The 12,312-nt window shown below is 73.9% G+C and carries 11 protein-coding genes; 8 read left to right on the top strand and 3 right to left on the bottom strand.

Annotation, left to right across the window (positions count from 1 at the left end; all coding sequences use genetic code 11):
• The first annotated feature begins 7 nt into the window (after positions 1 to 7).
• Entirely contained in the window at positions 8 to 1,525 is a 1,518-nt protein-coding gene (locus AC07F3_RS13030) for an alkaline phosphatase (RefSeq protein WP_479113403.1), read from the top strand.
• 97 nt (positions 1,526 to 1,622) lie between these two features.
• Positions 1,623 to 2,129 (top strand): hypothetical protein, encoded by a 507-nt coding sequence (locus AC07F3_RS13025; RefSeq protein ID WP_479113401.1) that lies wholly within the window; start codon positions 1,623 to 1,625, stop codon positions 2,127 to 2,129.
• Positions 2,130 to 2,144: 15 nt separating this feature from the next.
• Here the strand turns inward: AC07F3_RS13025 and AC07F3_RS13020 are convergent, their stop codons facing one another.
• The 3 genes from AC07F3_RS13020 to AC07F3_RS13010 form a co-directional block, all read right to left on the bottom strand.
• Positions 2,145 to 3,239, bottom strand: coding sequence for a type III polyketide synthase (locus tag AC07F3_RS13020; protein ID WP_479113399.1), 1,095 nt, complete (start codon positions 3,237 to 3,239; stop codon positions 2,145 to 2,147).
• A 29-nt stretch (positions 3,240 to 3,268) separates the two neighbouring features.
• Entirely contained in the window at positions 3,269 to 4,474 is a 1,206-nt protein-coding gene (locus AC07F3_RS13015) for a cytochrome P450 (protein ID WP_479113397.1), read from the bottom strand.
• Positions 4,475 to 4,893: 419 nt separating this feature from the next.
• Positions 4,894 to 6,525, bottom strand: a complete 1,632-nt coding sequence (locus AC07F3_RS13010; protein ID WP_479113395.1) for an IclR family transcriptional regulator domain-containing protein — start codon at positions 6,523 to 6,525, stop codon at positions 4,894 to 4,896.
• 172 nt (positions 6,526 to 6,697) lie between these two features.
• Here AC07F3_RS13010 and AC07F3_RS13005 point away from each other — a divergent pair, with 172 nt between their 5' ends.
• The 6 genes from AC07F3_RS13005 (at position 6,698) to pcaDC (ending at position 12,311) form a co-directional block, all read left to right on the top strand.
• Positions 6,698 to 7,468, top strand: coding sequence for a CoA transferase subunit A (locus AC07F3_RS13005; RefSeq protein WP_479113393.1), 771 nt, complete (start codon positions 6,698 to 6,700; stop codon positions 7,466 to 7,468).
• A gap of 20 nt (positions 7,469 to 7,488) precedes the next feature.
• Complete coding sequence (locus tag AC07F3_RS13000) at positions 7,489 to 8,142, top strand: 3-oxoacid CoA-transferase subunit B (protein WP_479114036.1); 654 nt, start codon at positions 7,489 to 7,491, stop codon at positions 8,140 to 8,142.
• Positions 8,139 to 8,882 carry a protocatechuate 3,4-dioxygenase subunit beta gene (pcaH, locus tag AC07F3_RS12995; protein ID WP_479113391.1) on the top strand — a complete coding sequence of 248 codons (744 nt, stop codon included), beginning with the start codon at positions 8,139 to 8,141 and terminating at the stop codon, positions 8,880 to 8,882. The genes AC07F3_RS13000 and pcaH overlap by 4 nt, the downstream gene beginning before the upstream one ends.
• The gene (pcaG, locus tag AC07F3_RS12990; protein WP_479113389.1) at positions 8,882 to 9,463 is read left to right on the top strand and encodes a protocatechuate 3,4-dioxygenase subunit alpha; all 582 of its coding nucleotides are present in this window, start codon (positions 8,882 to 8,884) and stop codon (positions 9,461 to 9,463) included. The genes pcaH and pcaG overlap by 1 nt, the downstream gene beginning before the upstream one ends.
• On the top strand, positions 9,444 to 10,727 hold the full coding sequence (gene pcaB / locus AC07F3_RS12985) for a 3-carboxy-cis,cis-muconate cycloisomerase (RefSeq protein WP_479113387.1): 1,284 nt from the start codon (positions 9,444 to 9,446) through the stop codon (positions 10,725 to 10,727). The genes pcaG and pcaB overlap by 20 nt, the downstream gene beginning before the upstream one ends.
• 402 nt (positions 10,728 to 11,129) lie before the next feature.
• A complete protein-coding gene (gene pcaDC, locus AC07F3_RS12980) occupies positions 11,130 to 12,311 on the top strand; it encodes a bifunctional 3-oxoadipate enol-lactonase/4-carboxymuconolactone decarboxylase PcaDC (protein ID WP_479113385.1) in 1,182 nt (393 codons plus the stop codon).
• The last annotated feature ends 1 nt before the right edge of the window (position 12,312 follow it).

The following is a 12,312-nucleotide window of genomic DNA, read 5'->3' as shown; positions in this document are numbered from 1 at the left end:
CACCGCCATGACACACAAGGCAATGAAGACGCTCGCGGTCCTCGCGGCGGCCTCCGCGGTCGCCGCGGGCCCGGCCGTCACCGCCAACTCCGCGCCCCAGCACGGCGGTCACGGCAGCCGCGAGATACGCAACGTCATCTACCTGCTCGGCGACGGCATGGGCCGCACCCACGTCACCGCGGGCCGCGAGCGCTACTACGGTGCCCAGGGCAAGCTGAACATGGAGCGCCTGCCCTACACCGGCGCCGTCGCCACGTACGCCGTCGAGAAGGGCGGTGACCAGCCCGCCCTGGTCACCGACTCGGCGAGCGCCGCCACCGCCTGGGCCTCGGGCGTCAAGACGTACAACGCCGCGATCGGCGTGGACAGCTACGAGAAGAAGCGCGCCACGCTGATGGAGCAGGCCAAGGCGGCCGGCTTCGCCACCGGCAACGTCTCGACCGCCGAGATCACGGACGCCACCCCGGCCGCCCAGTTCAGCCACGCGCTGCTCCGCGGCTGCCAGGGGCCCACGTACTCGGACGCGGCCTGCCTGCCGAAGAACGCCGACGGCAGCTACGAGAAGGCGCCCGCCGACAAGACGCTGATCACCCCCATCGCCGAGCAGATCGCCCGCAACGGCACCGCCGACGTGATCCTCGGCGGCGGCCTCGCCCGCTTCGAGCCGGACGACCAGAAGGCGCTCCAGGCGCAGGGCTACCAGGTGCTCGGCTCGTTCGGCGACCCGAAGCTGCCCGCGCAGACCGCCGCCACCCAGAAGGTCGCCACCAGGGCCGACCTCGACAAGGCGCGCGGCAAGAAGGTCGTCGGCCTGTTCAACCGGGGCAACCTGACCGTCGAGCAGGCGAAGGCCTCGCTGCCCGCGGGCGCCCCGCAGAAGCAGGAGCCGACGCTCGCCGAGATGGCGAAGAAGTCGATCGACCTGCTGGACGGCCGCTCCAAGAAGGGCTTCTTCCTCCAGGTCGAGGGCGCCCAGATCGACAAGCGCTCGCACGCCAACGACGCCGCCCAGACGCTCGCCGAGGTCAAGGCGTTCGACGACGCGGTCAAGGCGGCCACCGACTTCGCGAAGCGGGACGGCCACACGCTGGTCGTCGTGACCGCGGACCACGAGTGCGCGGGCTTCAACATCATCGAGAAGGGCACCTACACCAACGCCGAGGCGGCGGCGCCCCCGGCGAACACCGACGCGGGCAACCCGGCGAACAACTCCCTTCCCTCGCGCGCCACTTCGGGCGCCAAGGACCCGGCCCGCTCGACCGGCATCGTGAACGGCGCGGGCTCCGGTGACGCGAAGAACTTCGGCCCGGCGACCTTCCGCACCCCGGACGACCCGAAGGGCGTCAAGGACGGCAGCCCCGAGGCGAGCCTGTGGCTGACCTACCTGTCCGGCAACCACACCGGCGCGGACGTCCCGATCTTCGCGTACGGCCCGGGCGCCGACCGCTTCGCGGCCAGCCAGCTCAACACCGACCTGTACGGGAAGATGTACGGCTCGCTGTTCGGCCGCGCCCCGCGCGGCTGACCACCCCGCCCCGCCGCAGCGGGGCCGCTTCCGGGGCCCGGGCGCACTGCCCCCGGGCCCCGTTCACCGCAGCACCCGAGGAGCAGGAGCACCCACCATGCGACGCATCGCCCCGGCCGCCCTGGCCGTCCTCACCCTCGCCCTGGCCACCGCGTGCGGCGGCGGCACCGGCGTACGCGTCGAGGACTCCCCGAGCCCCGTCCCCTCGGTGAGCTTCGCCGCCCCCAAGCAGGCCGCCGCCCCGGCCGCGTACCAGAAGCTGGGCCGGGGCGAAGTCCGCCTGGAACAGGGCCCGTTCACCGACCGGGTGAAGGTGACCGGCAGCGCGCTCGGCGCGGGCTCCGCCGTCACCGGGCACCTCGCCGTCACCTCCGACGTCAGCGAGCTCATCGCCCTGGAGCTGCGCGCCGCCTACTACGACGCGGACGGCAGGCTGCTCGGCACCGGGTCGTTCCAGTACGCGGAGGAGGGTCACGACGAGCACAGGGGCGGCCACACCCCCGCCGCCGAGGGGGCCGGAATCGACTTCAAGGTCGAGCCCGGCGCCCTGACCGGTACGCCGACCAGCGCGGTGCTCTCCATCCCCGTGCTGGTCAACGAGTAGTCGGCCGCCGGGAGTTCAGAGCTGGGACGCGGCCACCGCGCTGAGCTCGCGCTCGATGTCCGGACCGGCGTTCCAGCTGCCCACGCCGATCTCCGCGGTGATGCCGGGGCCGAAGCCCGCGATCAGGCCGCGGGCGCCGTCGGCCATGCCGCCCTCGTCGAAGAGGCGGGCCAGTGCGTCGAAGACCACCGAGCTCGCGATGTTGCCGCGCTCGGTGAGGGTGCTGCGGCTGAACCGGAACATCTCAGGACCGAGGTCCAGGAAGTGGCACAGGTCGTCCAGGATGCGCGGGCCGCCCGCGTGCACGATGTAGAAGTCGAGCGCGCCGACCTCCCAACTGTGCTGCGCCACCAGGGTCTTGAGGGCCGGGGCGAGCATCTCCATGGTGCCCGGCACCCGCTTGTCGAGCTGGAAGTGGAAGCCCGTCTCGCGCACCGCGTACGAGATCCAGTTCTCGGTGTCCGGCACCAGGTGCGAGCCGTTGCGCTCGATCCGCATGCCGGTGCCGCCCTCGCCGCGTACCACCGCCGCCGAAAGGGCGTCGCCGAACAGGCCGTTGGACAGCAGCGAGCCCACCCCGATGTCGGTGGGCTGGTAGAGCAGCGAGCAGAACTCGCACGACACGATCAGCACGTTGGAGCCCGGGTAGGCGGTGATGAAGTCGTGCGCGCGGTTGATCGCGGCGCCGCCCGCCGCGCAGCCGAGCTGGGCGATGGGCAGCTGTCTGGTGTCGGAACGGAAGCCCATCGTGTTGATCAGCCAGGCGGTGAGCGAGGGCATCATGAAGCCCGTGCACGACACGTAGACGATCAGGTCGATGTCGGCGGCCTCGACCTCGGCGTGCGCGAGCGCCTCGCGCACCACCGCGGGCACCCGTTTCTTCGCCTCGGCCTCGTACACCCGGTTGCGTGTCTCGAACCCCGGGTGGGACAGGGTCACTTCGAGGGGCTGGACGAGGTGGCGGGTCAGGACGCCGGTGTTCTCGATGAGGCGCAGGACCAGATCACGCTGCGGGTGCCCGCCGTGCATCTCACGGGCGAGCGCCAGGGTCTGCTCCTGGGTGATGACGTGGTCGGGAACGGCGACCGCCGGTCGGCACAAGGTGGCCATCTGACTGCCTTTCTACGAGGGGGAGTTGGTCACCAGGCGACCGGAAGGCTCAGCGGGTGGCGCCAGATGGAGTGGGTGTTCCAGGGCACGTCGCCGGGGGCGGCGGCCAGGCGCAGGTCCGGGAAGCGGGCCAGCAGGGAGGTGAACGCCACCTCCAGTTCCATCTGGGCGAGCGGGGCGCCGAGGCAGTGGTGCGCGCCCCAGCCGAACGTCATGTGCGGGACGGAGCCCCGGTCGAGGTCGACCTCGTGGGGGCGGTCGAACTTGCGGCCGTCCCGGTTCGCGGTGAGGTAGGAGACGTGGACGATGTCCCCGGCCCGGATGGTGACCCCGCTCAGCTCCACGTCCTCGGTGGCGACGCGGGGGATGCCGACGCCCTTGCGGAACGGGATGTAGCGGAGCAGTTCGTCGAGGACGGCGGGGAGGCGCTCGGGGTGCGCACGCAGGGCGTCGAGGACGCCGGGCCTGGTCAGCAGCGTGTACGCGATGTTCCCGAGTTCGTAGGTCGTGGTGTCCTGGCCGGTGATGAGCAGGACCATCGCCATCACGGCGAGCTCCTGGTCGTCGAGGAGCTCGTCGCCGTCGCGGGCGGTGGCCAGGGTGGAGATGAGGTCGTCGCCCGGGTCGCGGCGGCGGGCGGCGGTGAGGTCGGTGAAGTAGGCGCGCAGCTCGGCCTTGGCCCGGACGGCCGCCTCCCGGCCCGCGGCGCCGATGTTCATCATGGTCAGCGCGTGACTGCGCAGCCAGTCCCGCTCGTCGTCCGGGATCGCGAGGACCTCGCAGATCGTGACGAGCGGGAGCGGGGCGGCGACGTGCTCGACGAAGTCGGCGGGCGAGCCGTGCGCGGCCATCGTGTCGAGCAGCTCGTCCACCACCCCCTGGGTGCGCTCCCGCATCCGTGCCACGTGCTTGGGCGCGAAGCTCTTGGCGACCAGGCTGCGCAGCCTGCTGCTGGCCGGCGGGTCCATGAGGTTGATCGACTCGGCCTGCACGATGGGCTCGGGCGTCATCCGCGGGAAGTCCCGCCCGATGACGGCGCTGCGGCTGAAGCGGCGGTCGGTGGTCACCGTCCGCACGTCCTCGTACCGGGTGACCAGCCAGGCCTCGCCCTCGCCGTACGCCATCCGGATCCGCGCGACCGGTTCCTCGGCCAGCATCCGCTGGAGCTGCGGGTCGAATTCGAGCGCATCCGCAAAGTCGAAAGGGCAGCTCCACACGGTGTCTGTGGTCTCCACGAGGCGTACTCCGGGGTGTCGGGGACAGACTGGGCAGCGGACTAGCCCTGTATCCCCGACCAGGGTCATGAGCATGTCCGCATTCCCCTGAATTAACCGATTAGAGGGAGAGCGCGGGGAGTCGGGATGACAAAAGTGCGGCGGGGGCCACCGCGCTCCGGCGCCCTGCGGGCCGGGCGGCACGGGCGTTCTGGTGACGGCAGCGGGTCCGGCGGGCGCGGGCGTTTCGCTTACGGCAGCGGGGTCCGGGTGGCCGAGACGTCTCGCGTCACGGCAGTGGGGTCCGGGTGGCGTGGGCGCGTCGCGTCGCGGGAGTGAGGTCCGGGTGGCGCGGGCGTTTCGCTGACGGCAGTGGGGTCTGGCCAACGCGGGCGCGTCGCGTTACGGCGGTGGGGTCCGGGTGGCGCGGGTGCGTCGCGTCAGGACAGCGGGGTCCGGCAGTAGCGGCTCGTCACGTGCAGCTCGGTCTCGATGGCGGTGGCCGTGGCGCGCAGGGCGGGCAGCACCTCGGCGAGGCACTCCGGCACGGTCCGCCGGGTCGTGTGCATGGCCACGTTGACCGCGGCCACCGCCCGCCCCGCGGCGTCCCGCACCGGCACGGCGAGCGAGCGCAGCCCCTCCTCCAGCTCCTCGTCCACGAGCGCGTACCCCTGGTCCGCGACCCGGTCCAGGATCGGGGCGAGGGCGGCCGGTGAGGTGACCGTGTGCGGGGTGAGCGCCGACAGCTCCGTACGGCCGAGCCGCGCCGCGCGCTCCGTCGCGTCCAGGTCCGCGAGCAGCACCCGGCCCATCGAGGCGGCGTACGCGGGGAAGCGGGTGCCCAGGGTGATGTTGACGCTCATGATCCGGGTGGTGGCGACGCGAGCCGTGTACTGGATGGCGTCGCCGTCGAGCACCGCGAGCGAGGCCGAGTCGTGCACGGTGCGCACCAGCGCGGCCAGGTGCGGCGCCGCGATGTCGGACAGCGTCGTACGCGACAGCGGCGGGCAGCCGAGCGCCAGGACGCGCGGGGTGAGGCGGAAGGCGCGGCCCCGGGTGGTGACCAGACCCAGATGGTCCAGTGTGATCAGGGCGCGCCGGGCCGTGGCGCGGGCCAGGCCCGTGGCCTCGGCGACGGCGCTGAGCGTGAGCTCGGCCCGGTCGGCGCCGAACGCGGTCAGCACGGTGAGCCCGCGGGCCAGCGATTCGACGAACTCCGCGCCGAGCTCCTGCTTCGAGGCGGAGGTCCAGGCCGCGAGCGCCCGGGGCGCGTCCGGGGCGGGGGTGTGGTCGCGGGCGAGCTCCGCCTCCATCGCGCGGGCGGCGGCCCGCAGGCGGGGCAGGACGGCCGCGCGCAGGGACGCGGCGCTGTGCCTGCTGGTGTGGCTGACCACGCTGAGCGCGCAGAGCGGGGTGCCCGCCGGGTCGCGGAGCGGCACGGCCACCGCGACGAGGCCCGGCTCGATGAGCTGGTCGTCGACGGCCCACCCGGCGGTGCGGGCCGCCTCGGCGCGCTGCTCGAAGTCGGGGGCCGCGCCCTCGGTGGGCGGGGCCGCGGGAAAGGCGTGGCCCGCCGGGTCGGCCGTACGCCGAGCCCGCCAGGCCGTCCACTGCGCGGGCGTCCAGTGGGCGGCGAACAGGGGGCCCGGCGCGGTGCGTTCGGCGGGGAGCAGGTCGCCGATGCGGAAGGTGAGGGACATCGCGCGGCGCCGGGTGCTCTGGTGCACGAAGCGGATGCCGTCGCCGTCGGGCACCGCGAGGGACACCGACTCGTCCAGTTCCTCGGCGAGTTGGACCGCGTACGGGCCGAGCAGGGCGGGCAGGCGCAGCGCGCCCAGGTAGGCGTTGGCGAGCTCCATCAGGCGCGGGGCGAGGCTCGCGGTCGGGCCGTCGAGCCGCAGGTATCCCATGCGGGCCAGGGTCGCGGCGACCCGGTCGACGGTGGAGCGCGCGAGCCCGGTCACCCGGACCAGCTCCCCCAGGCTGAGCCGCCCGTCGGCGTCGCTGAGCGCGCGCAGGACGGCCACCCCGCGCATCAGGGGGCCCACGGCTTCGGCGGGGGCGGTGCTCATCTTGCCTCCGGGACAGGGGTGTTGAGGCCCGCGTGCTGCGGGTGCACGGGGCGTTGACACACGTACGGGCTGAACGCACACTCGGGGCACACGCATTATGAACTCTAGTTCATCTGGCGAACAAGCCACGAGAGCCCAGGACGCGATCCTCCAGGCAGGGTGTGAGCTTTCCATGGACAAAGTCGTACGGACCGCCGCCGACGCGGTGGCCGACATCCCCGACGGGGCCTCGCTCGCCGTCGGCGGCTTCGGTCTCAGCGGGGTGCCGAACGTGCTGATAGCCGCCCTGTACGCGCAGGGCGCCACCGCTCTGAGCGTGGTCTCCAACAACTGCGGGGTGGACGGCGGCGGGCTCGGCGTCCTGCTCGCGGCCGGGCGCATCGCCCGCGTGACCGGCTCGTACATCGGCGACAACAAGGAGTTCGCCCGCCAGTACCTGGGCGGCGAGATCGAGGTGGAGCTGGTCCCGCAGGGCACCCTCGCCGAGCGGCTGCGGGCGGGCGGCTGCGGCATCCCCGCGTTCTACACCCCGGCGGGCGTCGGCACCCCGGTCGCCGACGGCGGGCTCGCGCTGCGCCACGGCCCCGACGGTGAGGTGGCCGTGGCCTCGCCGCCCAAGGAGGTGCGCGCGTTCGGCGGCCGCGAGCACGTCCTGGAGCACGCCATCACCACGGACTTCGCCCTGGTACGGGCCTGGAAGGGCGACCGGCACGGAAACCTGGTCTTCCGGCGCGCGGCCCGCAACTTCAACCCGCCGGCCGCGATGGCGGGGCGGACCACCCTGGCCGAGGTCGAACATCTCGTGGAAGTGGGCGAGTTGGACCCAGACACGGTTCACGTGCCGGGGATCTTCGTGCAGCGGGTCGTCCCCCTGACACCGGCCCAGGCCGCCGACAAGGGGATCGAGAAGCGCACGGTACGGGAAGGCGGGACGGGCCGGTGAGCGGGTGGACACGGCAGGGCATGGCCGCACGGGCGGCCGCCGAACTGGCCGACGGCAGCTGTGTGAACCTCGGCATCGGACTGCCCACCCTGATCCCGGGCCATCTACCCCCGGGGGTGGATGTGGTGCTCCACTCGGAGAACGGCGTCCTCGGCGTCGGACCGTACCCCCTGGAGGAGGACGTGGACCCGGACCTCGTCAACGCGGGCAAGGAGACGGTGACCGTGCTGCCGGGCGCCGCGTTCTTCGACTCCGCGCTCTCGTTCGGGATGGTCCGCGGCGGCCACGTCGACACCGCGGTCCTCGGCGCGATGCAGGTGTCGGCGGACGGCGACCTCGCCAACTGGGCCGTTCCCGGGCGCCTGGTGAAGGGCATGGGCGGCGCGATGGACCTGGTGCACGGCGTGCGCCGGGTGATCGTGCTGACCGAGCACACCGCGAAGGACGGCACCCCCAAACTCGTGCGGCGCTGCACCCTGCCGCTCACCGGCCGGGCCTGCGTGCACCGCGTCGTCACCGACCTGGCGGTGCTCGACGTGCGGCCCGGCGACGGCTTCGTCCTCGTCGAGACGGCGCCGGGCGTCGGAGTGGAGGAGGTCCGCGCGAGGACGGGGGCGCCGGTCCACATCCGTACGAAGACCGCATCAGGAGAGGGAGAGGTGGCAGGGCGATGACGCTCACGCAGGGGGAGGGCCTCGTACCGGGGCAGGACGCCACGGCGCCGGCGGGGGTGCCCGCGCCGCGCCGCGTGGACGCGTACCGCAGCGGCGCATTGCGCGTGCCGACGCGGGCGCCCCTGGCCCTGGGCCGCGACCCGGAGGCGGTCGAGCTGTACGGCCCGGTCTTCGGCGCCACCGAGGTCACGGCGCTCGACGCGGACCTGACCCGTCGGCACGCGGGCGACCCGCACGGCGAGCGCATCACCGTGTCCGGACGGGTCACCGACCGTGCGGGCCGGCCCGTCGGGGGCCAGCTCGTCGAGATCTGGCAGGCGAACGCGTCGGGCCGCTACGCCCACCGCCGCGACCAGCACCCGGCCCCGCTCGACCCGAACTTCACCGGGGCGGGCCGGTGCCTGACGGACGCCGAGGGGAGGTACGCCTTCACCACGATCAGGCCCGGCGCCTACCCCTGGGGCAACCACGAGAACGCGTGGCGCCCGGCGCACATCCACTTCTCGCTCTTCGGCCGTGCCTTCGCCCAGCGCCTGGTCACCCAGATGTACTTCCCGGGCGACCCGCTGCTCGCCCACGACCCGATCCTGCACACGGTCACCGACCAGGCGGCACGCGACCGCCTGGTGGCCGCGTACGACCCCGAACTGTCCGTGCAGGACTGGTCGTTGGGCTACCGCTGGGACATCGTGCTCGACGGCCCGGCCGCCACGCTGCCCGACCCGGAGGTGACCGCGTGATGCCCGCACCCCGGCGCCTCGCCCCGACCCCGACCCAGACCGTCGGCCCGTTCTACGGGTACGCCCTGCCCGTCCCCGGCGGCGGGGAGATCGCGCCCACCGGGCACCCGGAGGCGATCACGGTCCACGGGTACGTGTACGACGGCCACGGCGAGCCGGTGCCGGACGCGCTCCTGGAGTTCTGGCAGGCCCGCCCCGACGGCTCCCTCGCGGGCGCCCCCGGCTCCTGGCGCCGGGACCCGGCCACCGGCGACCTCCTCGGCCGCGACGGCATCGGCTTCACGGGCTTCGGCCGGGTGCCGACGGGAGCGGACGGCCACTGGTCGGTGCGCACCCTGCCCCCGCCGCCGTCCGCTCCCTACCTCGCGGTGTGCCTGTTCGCGCGCGGCCTCTCGCGCCACCTGTTCACCCGGGCCTACGTCGAAGGTCTTGGCGGAGAGGGCCAGTTGAAGGCGCTGGCAGGGGAGCGGGGCGAGACGCTGCTGGCCCGGCGCGAGCCCGGCCGGGACGGGCTCTTCCGCTTCGACATCCATCTCCAGGGCGAGAAGGAGACGGTCTTCCTTGACTTCGACGCCGCCTGAACCGCTGCCGGAGGGCGCGTACGGGGATGTCGGTCTGCTCACCCCGGTGAGCGCGGGGAGCCCAGCCGACGGGGCGACCGGCGACCGGGCGGTGCTGCGGGCGATGCTCGACGCCGAGGCGGCGCTGACCCGGGCCCAGGCCGGTCTCGGCGCGGTGCCGGACCGGGCCGCGACGGCGGTGGCCACGGCGGCCGCTTCCGCCGCCTTCGACGCGCGGGGCCTCGCGCTGCGGGCCGGGGCGGGCGGCAACCCGGTGATCCCGCTTGTCTCCGACCTCAGGGAGGCGGTCGCGCACCTGTCGCCGGGCGACGAGGAGTTCGTACACCGGGGTGCCACCAGCCAGGACGTCCTGGACACCGCGCTGATGCTGGTCGCCGCCCGCACCCTCGACCTGATCGCCTCCGACCTGGCGGCGACGGCCGCCTCGCTCGCCACCCTCGCCGACCGGCACCGGACCACCCTCATGGCGGCCCGCACCCTGACCCAACACGCCGTCCCGACGACGTTCGGCCTGAAGGCGGCGGGCTGGCGCTCCCTGGTGCTCGACGCGCACGACCGGGTCGTACGGGTCCGGGACGGGCTGCCCGTCCAGCTGGGCGGCGCGGCGGGCACGCTGGCGGCGTTCGAGGCGTACGGAATGCCGGGACCGGCCCTGGTGTCGGCCTTCGCCGCCGAACTCGGCCTGCGCGCACCTCAGTTGCCCTGGCACGTGCTGCGGACGCCGGTGGCCGACCTGGGCGGGGCGCTCGCGTTCTGCGCGGGGGCGCTGGGGAAGGTGGCGGCGGACGTCCTGGTGCTGTCCCGCACCGAGGTGGGGGAAGTGGCGGAGGGCACGGGCGGGGGCTCCTCCACCATGCCGCACAAGAGCAACCCGGTGCGCTCGGTGCTGATCGCCTCGGCGGCCCGGCAGGTACCGGCGCTGGCCTCGGTCCTGTACGCGTCCCTGGCCGCCGAGGACGAACGCCCTCCCGGCGCCTGGCACGCGGAGTGGTCCCCCCTGCGCGAGGCCCTGCGCCTGTGCGGTGGCGCCGCGCGGGCCGCGTCCGTGCTCTGCGGCGAGCTGCGGCTCCTTCCCTCCCGCATGCGGGCGAACCTGCTGCTGACGGGGGGTGGGGTGCTGGCCGAGTGGGGGCGGGTGGCTCCGCCGGGGAGCCTCGAGGGTGGGTCGCTCGATCCCGGGGGGTATGTGGGGGCGGCGGGATTGTTGGTCGAGGGGGCGTTGGGGAGGGCGGTGGAGGGGCCGGGGTGTCGGAGCGGGCCGTGAGGGCCCGGGGCCCCCTGGGCGTCCTGGCCCCCTCCCCGGTTGCCTTGGGGAGGCCCGCCTTTGCGGGGAGGCCCGCCTCTGGGCTGCTTTTGTCTGCGGGCCGTGCCGGTTGCTCGCGCAGTTCCTCGCGCCCCCAACGGGGTTGGCCTTGGCGGGGTTTGCTCCGTGCTGTCGCTGCTGGCGAGCTGTTTTTGTCTGCGGGCCGGGGGTGGTTGTTCGCGCAGTTCCCCGCGCCCCTGGCGGGGTTGTTCTGGGCGGGGTGGTGGCTGGCCCTTGCTGGCGCCGGGCCTGTTCGGCTGCGGGCCGTGCCGGTTGCTCGCGCAGTTCCCCGCGCCCCCAGCAGGGTTGACCTTCGCCGCATGTGTCGAGGGCTTCTCCTGAGCTTCTGGCCACAGCTCCTCAATGACCCCCTACTCCCCAAGGAGTTCCGTGTTGCATCACCGCCTCACACCCGGGCCCGGCCCGGCCGCTCCCACTCTCGTGTTGGGGCCCTCTCTCGGTACTGGGCCAGGCGTTTGGGAGGCTCAACTCCCGCTCCTTTCCGCGCACTTCAATGTCGTCCGCTGGGACTTGCCCGGGCACGGAGGCTCCCCCGCGTCCGAGCTGGGGCCGGGGCGGGCCACGCTCGAAACGCTGGGTGGGCTCGTTCTGGGGGTTCTGGACGGGCTTGGGGTTCGGCGGTTCGGGTATGCCGGGGTCTCGCTGGGCGGGGCGGTCGGGGCCTGGGTGGCCGCGCGGTGCCCCGAGCGCGTCGAGGCGCTCGCGCTCCTGTGCACCTCCGCCCACTTCGGCCCGCCCGAACCCTGGCTGGCGCGGGCCGACGCCGTACGGCGCGAGGGGATCGGGGAGCTCGCCGACAGTGCGCCGGGGCGCTGGTTCAGTCCCGGGTTCGCCGCCCCGCAGCGCCTCCTCGCCGAGCACCACCGCGTGGACCCGGAGGCGTACGCCGCCTGCTGCGAGATCCTCGCCGGGCTCGACCTGCGCCCCGAACTCGCCCGCATCGCCGCCCCCACCCTGGTGATCGCGGGCCGCAACGACCTGGCGACCCCGCCCTCGCACGCCCGCGAACTCGCCGACGGCATCAGGGACGCCCAGCTCGTCGAGCTGCCCCACGCCGGACACCTCGCCCCTGTCGAGCGTCCCGGACCGGTGACCGACGCCCTGCTCCACCACTTCACGGGCGCCCGCCCCGACCCGCTCCGGCAGGTGGGCGAGGCCGCTCGCCGGTCGGTCCTCGGCGACGCCCACGTGGACCGGGCGCGGGCCCGCACCACACCCTTCACCGCCCGCTTCCAGGACTTCATCACCCGCTACGCCTGGGGCGAGATCTGGGGCGAGGGCACCCTGGACCGCCGTACCCGCAGCGTTGTCACGCTCACCGCGCTGGTCGCGGGCGGCCACAAGGACGAACTGGCCCTGCATGTGCGGGGCGCCCTGCGCAACGGCCTCAGCCCCGAGGAGATAGGCGACGTGCTGCTCCAGTGCGCCGTGTACTGCTCGGTGCCCGCCGCCAACGCGGCCTTCGCCGTCGCGCAACGGGCGATCGACGAGTACGCGGACGCCCCCGAACGGAAGGACGCCTGAC

The organism is Streptomyces sp. NPDC045846, assembly GCF_056431605.1.
Note: the sequence above shows the minus strand (reverse complement) of the source record. Positions and strands in the feature narration are given on the sequence as shown.